The sequence below is a fragment of the Arthrobacter ginkgonis genome (assembly GCF_039540195.1).
In the GTDB taxonomy this organism is placed as follows: Bacteria; Actinomycetota; Actinomycetes; order Actinomycetales; family Micrococcaceae; genus Zafaria; species Zafaria ginkgonis.
On the sequence record NZ_BAABEO010000011.1, the window covers coordinates 24,334 to 43,655 of the forward strand.

Genomic DNA, 19,322 nt, shown 5'->3' on the forward strand with positions numbered 1-19,322 from the left:
CGTGCACCACCGAACCGGCGCCGGCACGATCGGACCCGAACCATGAAGAACACCCGCCTCTCAGCCCTTGTCCTGTCCACGGGCATCGCCCTCTCAAGCCTTGCCCTGGCGCCAACGGCCGCCCAAGCGGCCCCGCCGCCGCCAACGCCCGAACCCTACGCGGAGTTCGACTACTTCACGTACGTGGATGCCCGGCAGGTCGGAGGCGAGGAATCCACGCCCGTGCGCGTCCTCTTCCGCTACGACCTCGACCTGCCTACCGGCTCCGGCCCCTCCGGGTCCTCGCAGGACGGCACCTTTGACAGCTACGAGCCCCTGTCCCGGTTCATCCTCGAGGTCGGCAACGAGTGCGTTTCGATGTCCGGGGAGGGCACCGCGGTCACGGTCTCCAACGACGCAGGCACCACATCCGTCGAGGACAGCTTCACCTTCCGGGCCGAGGCCCCCGCCACCAACGGTGAAAAACTCCTCGGACTGCAAGTGCAAAGCGCCCTGTTCAACATCATTGACGCGCAGAAAATCATGTTCGATGGAACCTCCCTGCCCACAGGCCCCGAGCCCCTTCAGGGCAAGAACCAGCAAGCCGTCATCGAGCTGGCTCGACCGGACGGCTCCAGGGTCACCCTGCCGTCAACCCTGACCAAGGTCCTCTCGATGACCCGCTTCGATCCGGCAGCCGCCATCGGAGGCATCGAAGAGGCCGTCGCGCTCCATGTCCAGGACCGCAACCTGAACACGACGCTACTGGCCACGCTGGACAGGGCCCGCGGCTACGTGACGGACGCGAGCCTGGCCAACGACGCGAAGGCCGAGCAGACGCTCACGACGTTCACCAACCAGGTCCACGCGGCGCAGCGCGCCCAGAAGATCACGCAGGAAGGGGCCGACGCCCTGCTCAGCAGCGCCAGCGTGGTGGGAGACTACCTGCCCTCATGCCTCTAGGGTGCGTTGCCAAACCCGTCTCGGTGCCGTGCGGGTGAGCATGCACGTCGATCGTCGGTGAGATGAGGAAGACATATCCGTCTCACGGGGGAGGCGGGCCGCTGCTTGGCGCCCGCATAATCTGAAGTATGAGCGATACCATTTTCACGCCAGGAGCCGACGTATTCACGACGCGCGGACGCGGCGCAGTCGTCGATGTCCGGGCTACTCCCTCTGGCAAGTTCGTCTTCGGGGTCGAGGATGTCAACGGTGAAGTGAGCTACTTCACTGAGAAGGCTCTCCGGCTCGCGCAGAGCTAGGACCTCTTGCCAAAGCCAGTGGAGTGTCGCGGCGTGGCAGTTGCGGGCGGTCTTGTCTGAGCGCATCGCGATCCCGCGCCACGGCATCAAGACTCCCCCGGGCGGTGCCGAAACGGCTTTAGCAACATGCTCTAGCCGGCCGCTTGAACGCGTTCCAAAGATCAGGGACCTCAACGCCGCCGAGTATCGAGACCCGACGGGCACCATCCCGCGGGCATGGACGCCAAGCCGTCCAAGGCGCACGATGAGGTGCATGACAACAACCGTCATGATCCTCGGCGCCGGCTTCGGAGGGCTGGAACTCGCGAGCACACTGTCGGAGCGCCTCGCCGGCGAGGTCGACGTCACCCTCATCGACCAGCACGATGCCTTCGTGTTCGGCTTCTCCAAGCTGGATGTCCTCTTCGGGCACCAGGACGCGGAACAGGTTCGGATCCCGTACCGCCGGATCCGCATGCCGGGAGTGGAGTTCCGCCAGGAGCGGGTGCTCGCGATCGACCCGGGGAGGCGGCATGTCGTCACCGATGCTGCGGTTTACGATCCGGACATCGTCGTCGTCGCCCTCGGTGCCGACTACGACATCTCCGCAACACCCGGCTTCGCCGACGGAGGGTTCGAGTTCTATTCGGTCGCAGGCGCCGAGCGGCTGCGCGACGAACTGGCGGCGTTCCGCGGCGGCCGGGTGATGCTGGCTGTGCTCTCCATTCCGTTCAAGTGCCCGCCCGCGCCATACGAGGCGATCCTGCTGCTCCACGACCAGCTCGTCGCCCGAGGCATCCGCGAGGACAGCATCCTTCACTTGGTCAGTCCGCAGCGGGCGCCCATCCCGGTCTCGCCCTGGGCATCGATCGCGCTGGAACGAGCGATGGCCGCGCGTGGGATCGCGTACACGAAACACCACCGGATCTACGGGATCGACCCCGACGCGCGGGTCGCGCAGTTCAAGGACCACGACGAGCCGTATGACTTGTTCATCGGCATCCCGACCCACAAGGTGCCCGACGTGCTCGTCGAGGCGGGCCTGACGCAGGATGGCTGGGTCGCGGTCGACCGCGTGACGCTGCAGACGCCGTACGCCGGGGTGTACGCGATCGGCGACTGCGCGGAGACCGGGATCCCGAAGGCCGGCACCTTCGCCGAGAGCGCGGCCCACGTCGTCGCGGACGGCATCGTTCGCAGCATCCGAGGCGCCGGCGAACTTGCATCCGGGGGCACCGGGCTCTGCTACGTGGAGTTCGGCCACGGCGACGTCGGTCGCGTCGACGCCGACTTCCACGCTGACGGCGGGCCGACCGGGCCGTTCCTGGGGCCGTCGCCGACGTACGCCGCTGAGAAAGCGGAGTTCGGTGCGGCGCGACGCGCCCGTTGGTTCGGAGCCTGACGCGCCTCGCACGGTCGGGCGTTCGGGTGTCACAAGGCCGAAGTAGCAAAGCCGGAACGGCTAGCAGGGAGGCAAGCCCGGCCTGCGCCAGCACTCGCGCATGGACCTGGCGCGCCTAGAAGGCGACGCAACCTTGGACGCTGACGAAAGACGACAGGCCCAGGAGCAATTCCTCCTGCTAGAGGGCCTGATGGGTTTCAGGCGGGCCGGCGCTGCGGTCGGTCCTCGATCGGCGAGGGGTTGCGTGTGATCTAGGCTGGCGGGATGAACGGAACGGGTTCCATGGCAGGGTTCGTTGTTGGGGCTCTCTTCGCCCTTCTTGGCGCTTGGACCGGAACCACCGGCAGGCCCATCTATGGGACGCCTGTCGTTCTTCTGGGTCTGGCCTTCATCGCTTACGCTGCCTTTCGGCGGCGCAAGGAAGCAGCAAAGCACCACTGATTGCGGGGAAGCCCAAGGCCGGAACTACATGGGGCCCATCCCGCTCGCGGCGGCACTGGACTGGTCTGGAGCCGGTTGGGACCGACACCTCCTAGAGCCCTCCACCGGTGCGAGAAGCCGGGGCGCAAAAAAGACGACGGCGGAAGGTTTCCCTTCCGCCGTCGCCGTTCCCGAAGGCCTTCGCCTACAGCGCGCCGCCTGCCGCCGTCGGGGCGGAGGCGTCGTGGCCGTTGTCGCCAACGGTTTCGCGGGCGACGAAGTTCTCGATGTCGAAGAGGTTGTTGGTGCGCTCGGCGATGGTCAGCAGGGTGTTCATCGACGCGACCTCCTCCACCTGCTCCTTCAGGAACCAGAGCATGAACTGCTCGCCCAGGGCGTCGCCCTCGGCGCGGGCGGCGGCGAAGAGCGCCTCGATCTGGGAGGTGACCTGCTTCTCCTGCTTCAGGGCCAGTTCGATCGGCGCCTTGTGGTCGGCGAACTCGTTGACCGGCTGGGCGACGCCGGCGATGGACGTGGGCAGGTCGCGGTCCAGCTGGTACTGCACCAGCATCATGGCGTGGTTGCGCTCCTCGACGGCCTGCTCGTAGAAGTGGCGGGCCAGCTGGGGAAGGTCCTGGTTGTCGTACCACACCGCGATCGCGATGTACTGCTGGGAGGCCGCGAACTCGTGGCCGATCTGCTCGCTGAGAAGTTCCTTGAAAGTTGCCATGCGCCCCACGCTACCGGCCGCCGATCGCGCGCGGTAGCAAGGAACGCCTAGCCAAACCGGGGGCGGGACGCGAGCGCGGTCGGAGCGCAATTTGGCTGGCCCAAAGTGATTGACACATGCCAATCACTGGGTCCACACTGGAGGGACCCCGCCCGCATCGTGCGCCGCCGCCGCGTGCCGGAAACCGGCGCTCCCGTCCCGAGGAGGACTCCCATGGCACCCCGCGCGCTGCTGCCGTTCGCGCACCGCGACTACCGCGTCCTTGCCGTGGCACTGGCCATCTCCGTGTTCGGGCAGGGCCTGTGGGCGGTCGCCATGGTGTACCAGGTGAAGGAGCTCGGCGGCGGTCCGCTGGAGCTGTCCTTCGTGGCCACCGCCACCAGCGTGGGCATGATCGTCTTCGTCCTCGCCGGGGGCATCGCGGCCGACCGCTTCTCCTGCCGCCGCATCATCCTCTGGGTCGAGGCCGCCTCGCTGGCTACAGCGGCCACCACTGCGGTGCTGGCCGCCACGGGGATGATCCAGCTGTGGCACCTGGCCGCCGCCGGCTTCATCATCGGCGCCGGCGCCGCGTTCTTCTACCCCGCCTATTCGGCGCTGCTGCCGCGCATCCTGCCGGCGGACCACCTCCTCGCCGCCAACGGCGTGGAAGGCACCATGCGCCCGGTGCTGCAGATGGCGGCCGGGCCCGCCGCGGCCGGCATGATCGTCGCCTCCTTCAGTCCGGCCCACGCCATCGCGGTCATGGCCGGCTGCCACCTGGCGGCGGTGCTGGTCCTGAACCTGCTCAGCAATGATGCCCACTACGACGAACATTCCGAGGACGGCGCCAAGCGTCCCTCCGTGCTCGCGGACCTGCGCGAAGGCTTCGTATACACGCTGAAGACGCCGTGGCTGCTGTGGACGCTGCTCTTCGCGGTGGTGGCGGTGTTCGCGTTCATCGGCCCGGTGGAGGTGCTGCTGCCGTTCGCGGTCGAGGAGCAGCTCGGCGGCGACGCCGGCACGTTCGGCCTGATCCTGGCCTCGTTCGGCATCGGCGGGGCCGTGGGGTCCTTCGCGGTCGCTTCGATGAGGCTGCCGCGCCGGTATCTGACGTGGATGATCATGCTCTGGGGTTTCGGCGGGCTGCCGCTGGCGGCGGTCGGCTGGCTCTTCGACTTCTGGAGCATGACGGTGGTGCTGTTCGTCATCGGCGCCACCGGCGGGATGGGCCAGGTCATTTGGGGGACGCTGCTGCAGCGCCGGGTCCCCCAGCACATGCTGGGGCGCATCTCCAGCCTGGACTTCTTCGTCTCGCTGCTGCTGATGCCGCTGTCCATGGCGGTGGCCGGGCCGCTCGGGACGGTGTTTCCGTTGTGGGCGATCTTCCTGGTCGCCGGTGCGGTGCAGCCGCTGCTGGGGGTGATCGCTTGGTTCGCCGCACGGATGTACCGGGACGAGATCGAACATCCGCTGGACACGGAACCGGCGAAGGCGCACTAGGCGCCTCCGCCGGTTCGGTGGGAGGGTGTTGGCCCGCGGGAGGTGTCAGACCAGCCCGTCGCTGAGGGGGTTGGGCGTTCCGAAGCGGTGCGCCGTGATGGACACGGCCTGCTCGTGCAGGAACGTCAGCAGTTCCACCCGGCCGGCGGAGACCACGTCGCCGGCGTAGACGGCGACATCCGGCTTGCCTCCGGTCGCTGCGGCGGTGGTGGCCACCGAGCCTCCGATCAGGCGGATCCGGGCGGCCGACTCCGGGCCGGTGTTCTCGGCGAGCCCTTGGGCGCGGCGGGCCCACTGGTCGGCGTCCTCGATCCGGACGGGGGCCCCGGCCTTCGCCAGCGCGGCCCCGAGCGGGGCGGGGAGTTCGACGGCGCTGCTCACCGTCAGGTGGGCCCCGCTCCCCTGGTTTCCGGACCCCTGCTTTCCGGAGCCTGCGCGCAGGCCCGCGGCGACCACCCGCAGCAGTTCGGCGGGGCCGTGGCCGGAGGTTTCCGCCTCGTAGCGCACGGTCACCGGGACCGGGCGGTAGCGGAACACGTTGCGCTCGGCGGACAGCCCGGAGACGTCCTTCGCGGTCCCGAACTCCTCGCGCCAGGCGGCGGCGTCGGTCGCGACCGCCCGCTCCAGCCAGGCGGTGTCGGCGTCGGGCAGCCCGGCGGCGCGGGCCGCCTCCAGCAGCGGCGACGCCACGTCGGCGGCGGGGAGGGGCGCGAAGCCCGGGACAGGCGCGTCCTTCCAGGACCCGAGCCCAACCAGGTAGTTCGGGCCGCCGGCCTTGGTGCCGGCGCCGATCGCCGACTTCTTCCAGCCGCCGAACGGCTGACGGCGCACGATCGCCCCGGTGATTCCGCGGTTCACGTAGAGGTTGCCGGCCTGCACGTTGTCCAGCCAGTAGCCCAGCTCCTCCGGGGCCAGGGAGTGTAGGCCGGAGGTGAGCCCGTAGTCGATGTCGTTGACGATGCCCACGGCTTCCTCCAGCGTCCCGGCCGTCATCACGCCAAGGATCGGGCCGAAGTACTCGGTCAGGTGGTACTCGGATCCGCGGCGCACCCCGGCGCGCACGCCCGGGCTCCACAGCTTGCCGGAATCGTCCAGCTGGCGCGGCTCCAGCACCCAGTTCTCGCCCTCGCCCAGGGTGGTCAGCCCGCGCAGCAGCTTGCCCTGCGCCGGCTCGATGACCGGGCCCATCTGCGTGCGCGGGTCCCACGGGTAGCCCACGTGCAGCGAGCGGACGGCGTCGACCAGCTGGGAGTGGAAGCGCCGGGAGGTGGCGACGGAGCCGACCAGCACCACCAGCGAGGCGGCCGAGCACTTCTGCCCGGCGTGCCCGAACGCCGACGCGGCCACGTCGCGCGCGGCGAGGTCCAGGTCCGCGGACGGGGTCACGATGATCGCGTTCTTCCCGCTGGTCTCGGCCAGCAGCGGCAGGTCCGGGCGGAAGGAGCGGAACAGCTCGGCGGTCTCGTACCCGCCGGTGAGGATCAGCCGGTCCACGGCCGGGTGGGAGACCAGCTGCGTGCCGAGGTCCCGCTCGGAGAGCTGGACGTACTGCAGCACGTCTCGCGGCACGCCCGCCTCCCAGAGGGCCTCCACCATCACGGCGCCGCTGCGCGCGGCCGGGTGGGCCGGCTTGATGACGACGGCGGAGCCCGCGGCGAGCGCCGAGAGGGTCGAACCGGCGGGGATCGCGACCGGGAAGTTCCACGGCGGGGTCACCACCGTCAGCTTCGAGGGCACGTAGGTGGCGCCGTCGACGCGCTCAAGCTCCTGGCCGAGCCCGGCGTAGTAGTGGGCGAAGTCGATGGCCTCGGAGATCTCGGGATCGCCCTGGTCCAGGGTCTTGCCGCATTCGGAGCCCATGACCTCCAGCAGTTCGGCGCGGCGGGCCTCCATCACGACGCCGGCGCGGTGGAGGATCTCGGCCCGGCGGTCGGCGCCCAGCGCCTGCCAGCCGGCGGCCGCGGCCACCCCGGCGGACATGACGCGCTCCAGCTCCTCGGAGGTGGCGAGGGTGTGCTCGCGGACGGTCGCGGCGCCGAGGTCGGAGCCGCGCATGCGCCCGGTGACCGCCCGACCCCACGTGCGGTTCGCCGGCAGGTCGGGGTCGGTGTCCGGGGTGTTGGCAAACCCGGCCCGGCCGGTGGCCAGGTCCGCGACCCGCGCTTCGGCGGCCGCGGCGTCGAACGCCGAGCGGTCCTGGCGGCGGTTGGGCCCCGGCACCTCGGCGGTGAGCGCATCCAGCGAGGCGAGGAAGCGCTGCTTCTCGCGCTCGAAGAGCGCCTCGTTCGCCTCCAGCTCGAAGACCGCGGACATGAAGTTCTCCTGGCTGGCGCCCTCCTCGAGGCGGCGGATCAGGTAGGCGATGGCGACGTCGAACTCTCCCGGGTGCACCACCGGGGTGTACAGCAGCAGCGAGCCGACCTCGCGGCGGACCGCCTCGGCCTGGCCGGTCGCCATGCCCAGGAGCATCTCGAACTCGATTCCGTCCGTGACGCCGCGCGCCTTGGCCAGCAGCCAGGCCAGGGCGATGTCGAAGAGGTTGTGTCCGGCCACGCCGATGCGCACGTTGCGGATCCGGCCCGGCTCCAGCGCGTAGTCCAGGACCGCCTTGTAGGAGGTGTCCGATTCCTGCTTGCTGCCCCACGTGGCCAGCGGCCACCCGTGCAGGTCGGCGTCCACGCCCTCCATGGGCAGGTTGGCGCCCTTGACCACGCGGACCTTGATGGGCGCGCCGCCGGCCTCCACGCGGGCGGCCGCCCAGTCCTGCAGCCGCATCATCGCCGAGAGCGCGTCCGGCAGGTAGGCCTGCAGGACGATGCCCGCCTCGAGGTCGCGGAACTCGGGGCGCTCCAGGATCCGGGTGAAGACCGCGATGGTCAGCTCCAGGTCCTTGTACTCCTCCATGTCCAGGTTGATGAACTTGCGCTTCGGCGCGGCGGAGGCGGCGAGGCGGTAGAGCGGGACGAGCTGCTCCTCGATGTGGGCGACGGCCTCGTCGAAGGCCCAGTGGTTGTGCGGGGCGACGGTGGAGGAAACCTTGATGGAGACGTAGTCGACGTCGTCGCGGGCCAGCAGGCGGCGGGTGCCCTCCAGCCGGCGGGCGGCCTCGCCCTGTCCCAGGATGGCCTCGCCGAGCAGGTTCACGTTCAGGCGGACGCCGTCCCTGCGGATCTTCGCGATGGACCGGCCCAGCTTGGCGTCGGTGGCATCGACGATCAGGTGCCCCACCATCTCGCGCAGCACGCGGCGGGCCGCGGGCACGACGACGCCGGGCAGCACCGGGGCGAGCGCCCCGCCCATCGCCACGGCGGACTTCATGTACCACGGCAGGAAGGAGGGGACCTTCGGCGCGAGGGTCCTGAGGTTGCGGGCCGCGACGGAGAGGTCCTCGGGGCGCACGACGCCGTCGACGAAGCCGACCGTGAAGTCCAGGCCGTTGGGGTCCTTCAGGACGCCGGCGAGCTGTGCGGCCGAGGCGTCCACCGGGAATCGTGCCGCTTCGGTGAGCCACCGGCGAACCAGGGCGACGGCGTCGTCGGCGAGGTCCTGGGGCCGGACGGGGGTGCCCGCCTCCGGGGCGGGGATGGCGGCGGTGGCCGGGGGGATGACGTTCACTGCGCGGAACTCCTTGATGATGCGAGAAGGAAGGGGCGCTTGCCGCACGGTGGCGCGGGGCTCCACCCCAGTATGTGGCGCCATTTGCATTAGGAAAAGCAACGAATCCCGCAGGATAATATTCGGAAAGCCTGAATGATCGATCGACCCTCCGGAAGGCCACCGTGCTCGACATCCGGCGCCTGCGCCTGCTCCGCGAACTCAGCATCAGGGGCACCGTTGCGGCCGTGGCCGCGGCCCTGAACTACAGCGCCTCCTCCGTCTCCCAGCAGCTGTCCCTGCTGGAGCAGGAGGCAGGAGTGGAGCTGCTGCGCAAGAGCGGGCGGCGCCTGCAGTTCACTCCGCAGGGCCAGGTGCTGGTGGAGCACGCCGCGGAACTGCTCGATTCGCTCGAACGTGCCGAAGCGGCCCTGGCCGCCACCCAGCCGACCGTCACCGGAACGGTGCGGCTGGCCGTCTTCCAGACGGCGGCGCTGGCCCTGATCCCGGCCGTGTTGCGCACCCTGCGTTCCGCACACCCCGGCGTCCGGGTGGAGATGGTGCAGCATGAGCCCGAAACGGCGCTGCAGGAGACGTGGGCGCGGACCTTCGACCTGGTGGTCGCCGAGCAGTATCCGGGGCACGCGGCTCCGCACCACCCCGGGCTGGACCGGGAGCCGCTGACGCACGATGCCATCCGGCTGTGCCTGCCCGCCGCCGACGCCCCGGCCGAGTTCGGCCAGGCGGCCTCGCTGGAGCAGGCGGCCCGGCTGCCCTGGGTCATGGAGCCGCGCGGGGCGGCGTCGCGGCACTGGGCGGAGCAGGCGTGCCGTTCGGCCGGGTTCGAACCGGACGTGCGCTTCGAGACCGCCGACCTCCAGGCCCACGTGCGTCTGGTGGAATCGGGCCATGCCGTGGCCCTGCTCCCGGACCTCGTCTGGGTCTCCCGCGAGGCGCGCATCCGCCAGGTGGACCTCCCCGGGAAGCCGCACCGGACGGTCTTCACCGCGATGCGGGAATCCGGCGCCGGCCATCCGGCCGTTGCCGCCGTCCGCGCGGCGCTGGCGGCCGAGGCCGCGGCCCTGTCCACGGGCCGGCCGCCGGGTCCGGACCGCCCCGCCTAGGGGTGCCGCCGCCGGGCCGCTACAGCGCGCCCTGGGCGTGGCCGTTGATGGCGTCCGCCGCACGGATGAGCGCCAGATGGGAAAAGGCCTGCGGGAAGTTCCCCGCCATCCTCCCGGCCCGCGCGTCGTATTCCTCGGCCATCAGCCCCACCCCGTTGGCGTAGCCGACCAGCCGGTCCATCAGGGTCCGCGCGTCCCCGATCCTCCCGGACCGCGCGTACTGCTCCGCCAGCCAGAAGGAGCAGGCCAGGAAGGGGTGCTCCCCCGGCGGCAGCCCGTCGATGCCCTCCTGGGTGCGGTAGCGCAGCAGCAGGCCGTCTCCGTTGAGCAGATCGTGCTCCAGGCGCGCCACGGTGCCCAGCATCTTCGGGTCGTCGTGGGCCAGGAACCCCACCTGGGGCAGCACCAGCAGGGCGGCATCCACCTCGGTACCGCCGTAGGCCTGGGTGAAGGTGTTCTCCTGCTCGTTGAAGCCGTGCTTGAGGATCTCCGCGCGCAGGCGGTCGCGCAGCAGCGCCCACCGGGCGGCGTCGCCGTCGAGCCCGTGGTCCCGCACCGCCCGCACGCCGCGGTCGAACGCCGCCCACATCATCACCCGCGAATGCGTGAAGTGCTGCGGGTCCCCGCGCATCTCCCAGATCCCGTGGTCCATCCGGTCCAGGTGGCGTTCGACGTAGCCCAGCAGGGCCGTCTGCAGAGGCCAGGAGAAGTGGTCCTCCTCGCCGCCCATGTTGCGCAGCTTCTCCAGCGCCACCATGACCTCGCCGACCACGTCGCCCTGGTACTGGCCCACCGCGCCGTTGCCGATCCGCACCGGCAGCGACCCCAGGTACCCGGGCAGGTGGGGCAGTTCCCGCTCCGGGAGCTCGCGCTCGCCGGAGACCCCGTACATGATCTGCAGGTCCTCGGGGTCCCCGGCCACCGCCCGCAGCAGCCAGTTGCGCCACCGCTGGGCTTCCTTCTCGTAGCCGTGGGTCATCATCGCCTCCAGCGTCAGGGCAGCGTCGCGCAGCCAGCAGAAGCGGTAGTCCCAGTTGCGCTCGCCGCCGAACTCCTCCGGCAGCGAGGTGGTGGGTGCGGCGACGATCCCGCCGGTGGCCTCGTCCGTGAGGGCGTACAGCACCAGCAGGGAGCGCCGCACGATCGCGTCGTAGGACTCCTGCCGGGGAATGTCCCTGGCCCACCTCTGCCAGTAGGTGGTGGTGTGGTGCAGGCTGGCGCCGACGTCGATCATCTCCGGCACCTTGCGGTGGGACGGGAACCAGCACAGCTCGAAATCCACGACCTCGCCCGCACCCACCGTGAAGTCCACCAGGTGCCGGTGGCTGACCGGCTGCGGCATGCGGTCCGAGACCCGCGGCAGCCGGTCGCCGTGGAGCACCACCGCATCGGGGCCGGCCACCGCCACGATGGCGCGCAGCCCGCGCTCCTCCGCGTGCCGGCGGACCCATGGCAGCACGGCCCCGTACCCGAACCGGATGCGCAGGTCCATGTGCATCGGGACGCTCCCGGCCAGGCCCTCCACCCGCCGCACCAGCGAGGCGCGGCGGTCCTCGACGGGCATGAAGTCGGTTACCAGCACCTCCCCCGCGGCCCCGTGCCACAGGGTGCGCAGCACGAACGTGGAGTCGACGTAGGACCGCTCCACCACCACGGGAGTCCCGTGGCGCGCAATTCCGTGGTGCTCGGTCCCTGGGCGCACAGTTCCTTGGTGCTCAGCCCCGTGGTGGCCCAGCCCGCGGGGCCTCTCGTGCGCGGCGGAGCCTGCCGTGTCCACGTCGTCGACGGCGCCCGCCGGGGCCAGCAGCCAGCGCCCGTGGTCGGCGGTGCCCAGCAGGGCGGAGAAGGCCGACGGCGAGTCGAACCGCGGCAGGCACAACCAGTCGATGCTGCCCGTCTTGGAGACCAGGGCCGCGGTCCGTTGATCCGAGAGAAGCGCGTAGTCCTCGATCGGGGAAGCCATCCACCGAGCCAATCGCATTCGAGGGCCCGAGGCAAGAGAGCCCGGCTACAGCAGCCCGTCGGCGAGCGCGTTGGGGGTGCCGAAGCGGTGCGCGGTGATGGAGACCGCCTGTTCGCGCAGGAACGGCAGCAGTTCCACGCGGCCGGCGGACACCACGGCGCCGCCGTGGATCGCGACGTCGGGCGAGCCGCCCACCGCACGGGCGGTGGCGGCCGGGTCCGCGCCGATCAGGCGCAGGCGCAGCCCGGGTTCGGGCCCGCTGCGCGCGGCCAGGGCGGCGGCCCGGTCCAGCCACGCGGCGTCGTCCTCTACGTGCACCGGCACCCCGGCGGCGGCCAGCGCGTGGCTGACGGGGTCCGGGAGCACGACGGCGGTGCTCGCCACGAGGCTGCTCCCCGCGGTGAGGCCGGCGGCCAACACGCGCACCAGTTCGGCGATGCCGTGCCCGGAGGTGGCTGAGCCGAAGCGGACGGTTACCGGAACGGGGCGGTAGCGCAGCACGTTGCGTTCGGCGCGCAGCCCCGACACGTCGCGCCCGGTGCCGAAGAGCCGGGCCCAGGCCAGCGCGTCGGAGGCCAGGGCCCTCCCCAGCCAGTCGACGTCGGCGGAGGACAGGGTCCCGGTCTGTTCAGATGGGGAGGTCTCGTCAGATCGGGAGGCCCCTACAGGCCGGGCGGCCCCGCCCTCAAGGGAGGCCCGGGCGGCGGCATGCAGCGCAGCGGCCCGCCCGGTGGGTTCCGGTCCGGACGGTGCCGGCCGGTCCTCTCTCGCTTCTCCGTTCCTGCCCGCGGCCCCGCCGGACGTGGGCGCGTCCTCCCAGGACCCCAGCGCCACCAGGTAGTTCGGCCCTCCAGCCTTCGCCCCGGGTCCCACGGCGGACTTCTTCCAGCCGCCGAACGGCTGGCGGCGCACGATCGCGCCGGTGGTCCCCCGGTTCACGTACAGGTTGCCGGCCTGGACGTGCTCCAGCCAGTACGCCACCTCGTCCCGGTCCAGCGAGTGCAGCCCGCTGGTCAGTCCGTAGTCGGTGCCGTTGGCGGCGGCGACCGCCTCCTCCAGCGTCGAGGCCGCCATCACCCCCAGGATCGGGCCGAAGTACTCGATGCGGTGGAACTCGGAGCCGGACTGGACGCCGGCCCGGATGCCCGGGCTCCACAGCTTGCCGGAATCGTCCAGCTGGCGCGGCTCCAGCACCCAGTTTTCGCCTTCGCCCAGGATGGTCAGCCCGCGCAGCAGCTTGCCCTCCGCGGGGCCGATCAGCGGGCCCATGCGGGTGCGCGGGTCCCACGGATAGCCGACCGGCAGCGACGCCACCGCATCCACCAACTGGTCGCGGAAGCGCCGGGAACGGGCGACCGACCCGACCAGCACCACCAGCGACGCGGCCGAGCACTTCTGCCCGGCGTGCCCGAACGCCGACGCGGCCACGTCCCGGGCGGCCTGGTCCAGGTCCGCGGACGGGGTCACGATGATCGCGTTCTTCCCGCTGGTCTCCCCCAGCAGCGGCAGGTCCGGGCGGAAGGAGCGGAACAGTTCGGCGGTCTCATGCCCGCCGGTGAGGATGACCCGGTCCACCGCGGGGTGCGCCACCAGCCGCCGGCCCAGCCCCCTGTCGCCGAGCTGGATGTACTGGAGCACGCCGCGGTCCACGCCGGCCTCCTCGAACGCCTCCCAGAGCGCCTCGGCCAGGACGGCTCCGGTGCGCCGGGCCGGCGTGGCGGGCTTGAGGAGGACGGCGGATCCGGCGGCGAGCGCGGCCAGCGTGGACCCGGCGGGGATCGCCACCGGGAAGTTCCACGGCGGGACGACGACGGTGAGTTTCGCGGGGATGAACCGGGCGCCGTCCACTGTCTCCAGCTCGCGGGCCAGTTCGGCGTAGTGGTGGGCGAAGTCGATCGCCTCGGAGACCTCGGGGTCCCCCTGGTCCAGCGTCTTGCCGCATTCGGCGGCCATGACCTCCAGCAGGTCGGCGCGGTGGGCTTCCAGCCGGTCCCCGGCCAGGTGGAGCACGGCGGCGCGCTCGGCGGCCGGAAGCGCTCCCCAGGCGGTGCCGCGTTCGACGCCGGCCGAGACCGCCGCCTCCAGGGCCTCCTCGGTGCCGGCCACGCCGGCGGACGCCGTGGCTGCGCCCAACGTGGAGGTGGGGACCCGGCGCAGGATCGCCCGGCCCCAGGCCAGGTTGCCCGGCAGGTCGGGGTCGGTGTCCGGGGTGTTGGCGAAGTACGCCGCGGGGCTGACGAAGTCCGTCCGGCGGCCCGATCCCGCCGGCGCCTCCTCCAGCCCAGTGCGGGCGGCGCGGCTGGCCGCCTCGGCGGCGGCGTCGTCGTACCTGTGGTGCTCGCGGTCGCGGTCCTGGGTGCGGTGGGGAGCGGGCACCCGGTCGGTGAGCGCGGCCAGGGAGGCGAGGAAACGGTCCTTTTCGCGGTCGAAGAGGGCCGGGTCGGAGCCCAGGCCGAAGACGGCGGACATGAAGTTATCCCGGCTGGCGCCCTCCTCGAGGCGGCGGACCAGATAGGCGATGGCGACGTCGAACTCGTCCGGATGCACCACCGGCGTGTAGAGCAGCAGCGAGCCGACCTCGCGGCGGACGGCCTCGGCCTGGGCCGCGGCCATGCCCAGGAGCATCTCGAACTCGATGCCTTCGGCAGCGCCGCGCGCATTGGCCAAGAGCCAGGCCAGGGCGATGTCGAAGAGGTTGTGCCCGGCCACGCCGAGCCGCACGTTGGCGATGCGGACCGGATCCAGCGCGTAGTCCAGGACCGCCTTGTAGTTGGTGTCCGTTTCGCGCTTGGTGTGCCAAGTGGCCAGCGGCCAGCCATGCAGCTCGGCATCGACCGTTTCCATCGGCAGGTTGGCGCCCTTAACCAGCCGGACCTTGATCGGCGCGCCGCCGGCCTCGACGCGGACGGCCGCCCATTCCTGCAGCCGGACCATCACGGACAGGGCGTCGGGCAGGTAGGCCTGCAGGGCGATGCCGGCCTCGAGCCGGTGCAGTTCCGGGCGTTCCAGCAGCCGGGCGAAGACCGCCAAGGTCAGCTCCAGGTCCTTGTACTCCTCCATGTCCAGGTTGATGAACTTGGGCCGCGCCGACCCGGCGGCGAGCCGGTACAGCGGCAACAGCCGGGCCGCGAGGGTGTCCACGGCCTCGTCGAAGGCCCACCGGTTGTGCGGGGCGGCGGTGGCGGAGACCTTGATGGAGACGTAGTCGACGTCGTCCCGGGCCAGCAGGCGGCGGGTGCCCTCCAGCCGTCGGGCGGCCTCCGCCTCGCCCAGGATGGCCTCGCCGAGCAGGTTCACGTTCAGCCGGATGCCCTCCCGCCGCAGGCGGGCCAGCCCGGCGCCCAGCCGGGCATCGGTGGCGTCGACCACCAGGTGCCCCACCATGCCGCGCAGCGCGCGGCGGGCCGCGGGCACCACGAGGCTTGGCAGGGCGGGCGCGAGCAGGCCGCCGAGGGCGACGGCCCGGCGCAGGTGCCAGGGCAGGAACGCGGGCACGTCCGGAGCCAGCGCGCGCAGGTTGCGGGCCGCGACGGAGAGGTCCTCCGGGCGCACCACGCCGTCGACGAAGCCCACGGTGAACGCCAGCCCCTTCGGGTCCCGGAGGACCCCCGCCAGCCGGGCGGCGGAGGCGTCGACGGGAATGGTGGCTGCCTGGTCCACCCAATGGCGGGCCAACTGGACCGCGTCCTGGGCTAGTTGCTGCGGGCGGAACGGGTGGACAGGCGTGGACTGGGCGGTCACCGGCGGCCCCCTCCTCGGCCGCCGCAGTGCGTTCCGGCGGTGCGGCCGGGCAGGGCGGATCCGGCTCCCAGTATGTCCCGGCTTCGGCCCCACGGGGAACCCGGCCCCGGCCCCCGGTGTTGGGCCCGAAGTGTTGGACCCGCAGTGTTCACGCCGGCGGGCGAATTCTCACACGGGCCTAACTCCGGCGTAATCACCAAGAAACACGGGTTCGAGAAGGTTGTTTCAGCAACAGCGACACCCCAACGTCTCGAAGGATGGGCCATGAACCTTACGGCTTCCCGCGTCAGCGACCTGCGCACCCTGTGCCTGGGCGACAGGGTCGAGGTCCGCCGCTTCAACGATGTCCACTACCGTGGCCACGTCGAGGCGACGTCTCCGCGGCTGGGCGTCTCCTGGATCCGCGACGACGCCACGGGAAACCGGGTCATGCTCCACGCCGGCGCCTACGAGGTGTTCCGGATCCGCTTGGGCCTCGGCGTCGGCATCGGCCACGCCGCCTAGCCGAGTACACCTAGCGCGCGCACGGCCGCGCACCGGATCGACCATCCACCGGATCGAGCCTGGCACCCACGGTGCCCGAATCGGACGATCCACCCGGAGGGCGGACCGGCAGCGCGCACACCAGACCGGCGACGGCAGGCACCTTTCGGGGGTGGGGTGCCTGCCGCCGTCTTTGCCCCCGGGTCCGGGGCCCGGCCGTATCTTGGCCCGGCCCCTGCGGCAGGGGGTCCGAGCATGCACCCAGCCGCCCCGGGTACCCTCTAGTGCATGTCCGATCAGACCGTCCCTGAATCACCCATGCCCGCAACCCCGCCCAACGGCACCGGCTCCCTCCCGGCGTCGTCCCCCGGCACCACCGAGGCGACCGACGACTTCACCGTCCGCCGCCACACCGCCCCCTCCGGGCTCCGCTACACGACCACCACCGGCCGGCTGGTGCTGCGCCGCGAGGAAATCCGGGACGGCCGCGCCCACGGATTCCTGCCGAAGGCTGAGATCTTCCTGGTCGCCTACACCGCGGACGACGCCGGCGCCCCCGCCCGCGCCGACGGCCGCTCCCGGGCGCAGAAGAAGGCCGTCCCGCCGGAGCCGAACCGCCGGCCGGTGGTGTTCGCCTTCAACGGCGGGCCAGGGTCGGCCAGCGTCTGGCTGCACATGGGCCTTTTGGGGCCGCGGCTGGTCGATTCGGGCGACGTCGGCGCCATGGTCCCGGCCCCTTACGGGATCGTCGACAACCCCGAATCGCTGCTGGAGCACGCCGACCTGGTGATGATCGACCCGGTCAACACCGGGTTCTCCCGGGTGGTGCACGGCGGGCCGGCGGACGAGTTCCACGCCTTCATCGAGGACCGGGACCTCGTGGCCGAGGTCATCCGGCTCTGGGTCACCCGCAACAACCGCTGGCTCTCCCCCAAGTACCTGGTCGGCGAAAGCTACGGGACGCTGCGCGCCGTCGCCGTGGCGCGCCGCCTGTTCGAGTCGCACGGGCTGGCCGTGAACGGCCTCGGCCTGATCAGCCCGGTGCTGAACCTGTCCACCCTGGACTTCCGGCCGGGCAACGACACCCCCTACGCGCTGCACCTGCCGACCTATGCGGCGATCGCGCACTACCACGGCCGGCACGGCAACCGCCGGCTTGAGGACGTGGTCCGCGACGCCGAGGACTACGCCTCCGGGGACTTCGTGGTGGCCCTGCACCTGGGCAACCGGCTCTCCAAGCGCAAGTACGACGCCGTCGTCAAGCACCTGGCCGAGCTGACCACGCTGTCCGAGGCGTTCATCCGGCGCACCAACCTGCGCTGGGAGTACATGGAGTTCGCCACCGAACTGCTCCGCGAGAAGGGCCTGATGGTGGGTCGGATCGACGGGCGCTTCGCCGGACAGCCGCCGCGGCTGCAGGAGTCCCACACGTGGGACGACCCGTCGCTGCGCGCCATCGCCGGCCCCTACTCCGCGGCCATCAACCACTACGTGCGCGCCGAGCTGGGCTACGCGTCCGACCTCCCCTACGAGGTCCTCACCGGACGGGTCCAGCCGTGGAGCTACCGCACGTTCGAAGGCGCCCCGGTGGACGTGACGCAGGACCTGGAACGGCTGCTGGTGGACCTGCCGGAGCTGCGCGTTCACGTGGACTACGGCTACCACGACGGGGCCACCCCGCACTACGCGGCCGAATACGTGTGGGCGCACATGAACCTGACCGCCCAGTCGCAGGCCCGCTTCACCCACCAATACCACGAGGCCGGACACATGATGTACCTGAAGCCGCAGTGCCGCTCCGCGCAGCTGGAGGCGCTGACCGCGCTGGTCGGAGCCACGCCACCGGCCGCCGGGTAGTGGCCGGCCGGAGGGCAGTGCCGCGCCGCGTGGGCGGTGCGGCGCTGCCCTCCGGCCTGGCTGGATTCCTGGGCCGTCTTGGCGGCTGACCTGCAGTGATCGCCGTGGCGGCCGCGGGGGCCGGCCCAAGGGTGCGGAGCAAGCCTTGACGGCGCAGGGCATCGGCTCCATTCTGATCTGACTCCACCGGTCGCACCGACGGCGGGGTCCAAGCGCAGGGGGACGCTATGGAACGCACGAATCCGTCCGCACGTCTGTTTTTCATCCGGCCTGTGGCGGCTGTGGCCCGGGGGATGACCCTGCTCCTGCTGGCCACCGCGGCCCTCGCCGCCCCGGCCACGGCCGCTCCGCCGGGCGCCGCGGACGCCGCCGTTCTCGCGGGCGAGGCGGCCGGTCCCGCGATCGTGCCGGCCGCGGCCAAGGCGATCACCGGCATCACCACGGCCAACCTGCGGTTGCGCACCGGCGCCGGGACGAAGTACAAGGTCATCAACACGCTGCCCAAGGGCACACGGGTGAAGCTGGTGTCCAAGAAGTCCAACGGCTGGTGGAAGGTCACCGTCGGGACCAGGACCGGGTGGGTCAGCAGTGCGTACCTGACCCTGTCCACGAAGGCCACGACCAACGCCTTGGGGTACATTTCCCGCGGCCTGACGTACCGGGACAAGGGACCCAACAAATCCTCCCGCGTCGTCCTGACCTTCGACGACTGCCCAAAGACCCTGACCGCGTTCGATGCCGTGCTGAAGTACGCGTACGCGAACAACATCGGCCTGGTCCTCGCACCGACCGGCGCCTGCATCTCCTCGTTCCGGAGCAAGTACGGGGTGAACATCGCCGCCCGGGCCCGGGCCAAGGGACAGTGGGTCATCAACCACTCCGTCAGCCACGTGGACCTGCGTCCGTTGAGCTGCGCCGCCGGGGCCAAGCAGCTGCAGGGGTCCGGAGTGCTCAGCAACTACGGCCGCCCGCCCTACGGGGCCCTGGACGGCAGCGTCGAGTGCGCCTACGCCACCGCCGGGATGAACATCTGGACCTGGAACGTGGACACCGAGGACTGGAAGGTCAAGAACAAGGCCCTGACCGTCTCCCGGGCCATCAACCGGGCCTCCGCCGGATCTACGGTGCTGATGCACATGCAGTGGTACGGGTTCAGCCCGGACTCGATCCGCCAGATCAAGGCCGGGCTGGGCAAGCGCGGACTGAAACTGTGCCGGGCCTACCGGGGATCGGACAACACCGGCCCCATCAGTTCCGCCCCGCGGTACCTGCCGTCCTCGCTGCCCTGCTGACGGGGCCTTCGCCC

General features: G+C 71.3%; 12 protein-coding genes. 8 read left to right on the plus strand and 4 right to left on the minus strand.

Going from position 1 to position 19,322, the window contains the following annotated elements; genetic code table 11:
* Positions 1-42 precede the first annotated feature (42 nt).
* The 3 genes from ABD912_RS08610 (at position 43) to ABD912_RS08620 (ending at position 2,622) form a co-directional block, all read left to right on the plus strand.
* Positions 43-942 carry a hypothetical protein gene (locus ABD912_RS08610; protein ID WP_345150061.1) on the plus strand — a complete coding sequence of 300 codons (900 nt, stop codon included), beginning with the start codon at positions 43-45 and terminating at the stop codon, positions 940-942.
* A 128-nt stretch (positions 943-1,070) separates the two neighbouring features.
* Complete coding sequence (locus ABD912_RS08615; protein ID WP_345150062.1) at positions 1,071-1,241, plus strand: hypothetical protein; 171 nt, start codon at positions 1,071-1,073, stop codon at positions 1,239-1,241.
* Positions 1,242-1,494: 253 nt separating this feature from the next.
* Positions 1,495-2,622, plus strand: coding sequence for an NAD(P)/FAD-dependent oxidoreductase (locus tag ABD912_RS08620; protein WP_345150063.1), 1,128 nt, complete (start codon positions 1,495-1,497; stop codon positions 2,620-2,622).
* Between the two features lie 625 nt (positions 2,623-3,247).
* Here ABD912_RS08620 and ABD912_RS08625 read toward each other — a convergent pair.
* The gene (locus ABD912_RS08625) at positions 3,248-3,772 is read right to left on the minus strand and encodes a ferritin (RefSeq protein ID WP_345150065.1); all 525 of its coding nucleotides are present in this window, start codon (positions 3,770-3,772) and stop codon (positions 3,248-3,250) included.
* A gap of 213 nt (positions 3,773-3,985) precedes the next feature.
* On the opposite strand from ABD912_RS08625, the gene ABD912_RS08630 reads away from it, so the two are divergent.
* Complete coding sequence (locus tag ABD912_RS08630; RefSeq protein WP_345150066.1) at positions 3,986-5,254, plus strand: MFS transporter; 1,269 nt, start codon at positions 3,986-3,988, stop codon at positions 5,252-5,254.
* A 45-nt stretch (positions 5,255-5,299) separates the two neighbouring features.
* Here the strand turns inward: ABD912_RS08630 and ABD912_RS08635 are convergent, their stop codons facing one another.
* Positions 5,300-8,860 carry a proline dehydrogenase family protein gene (locus ABD912_RS08635; protein ID WP_425548043.1) on the minus strand — a complete coding sequence of 1,187 codons (3,561 nt, stop codon included), beginning with the start codon at positions 8,858-8,860 and terminating at the stop codon, positions 5,300-5,302.
* A gap of 173 nt (positions 8,861-9,033) precedes the next feature.
* Here ABD912_RS08635 and ABD912_RS08640 point away from each other — a divergent pair, with 173 nt between their 5' ends.
* Entirely contained in the window at positions 9,034-9,972 is a 939-nt protein-coding gene (locus ABD912_RS08640; protein WP_345150068.1) for a LysR family transcriptional regulator, read from the plus strand.
* 19 nt (positions 9,973-9,991) lie between these two features.
* Here ABD912_RS08640 and ABD912_RS08645 read toward each other — a convergent pair whose 3' ends face one another.
* Complete coding sequence (locus ABD912_RS08645; RefSeq protein ID WP_345150070.1) at positions 9,992-11,935, minus strand: glycoside hydrolase family 15 protein; 1,944 nt, start codon at positions 11,933-11,935, stop codon at positions 9,992-9,994.
* Between the two features lie 45 nt (positions 11,936-11,980).
* The gene (locus ABD912_RS08650) at positions 11,981-15,676 is read right to left on the minus strand and encodes a bifunctional proline dehydrogenase/L-glutamate gamma-semialdehyde dehydrogenase (protein WP_345150072.1); all 3,696 of its coding nucleotides are present in this window, start codon (positions 15,674-15,676) and stop codon (positions 11,981-11,983) included.
* Between the two features lie 264 nt (positions 15,677-15,940).
* Here ABD912_RS08650 and ABD912_RS08655 point away from each other — a divergent pair, with 264 nt between their 5' ends.
* From ABD912_RS08655 to ABD912_RS08665, 3 genes are all read left to right on the plus strand, one after another.
* Complete coding sequence (locus tag ABD912_RS08655) at positions 15,941-16,180, plus strand: hypothetical protein (RefSeq protein WP_345150074.1); 240 nt, start codon at positions 15,941-15,943, stop codon at positions 16,178-16,180.
* A gap of 267 nt (positions 16,181-16,447) precedes the next feature.
* Positions 16,448-18,016, plus strand: a complete 1,569-nt coding sequence (locus ABD912_RS08660; protein ID WP_345150076.1) for a S10 family peptidase — start codon at positions 16,448-16,450, stop codon at positions 18,014-18,016.
* A 293-nt stretch (positions 18,017-18,309) separates the two neighbouring features.
* Complete coding sequence (locus ABD912_RS08665; RefSeq protein ID WP_345150078.1) at positions 18,310-19,308, plus strand: SH3 domain-containing protein; 999 nt, start codon at positions 18,310-18,312, stop codon at positions 19,306-19,308.
* Positions 19,309-19,322 lie beyond the last annotated feature (14 nt).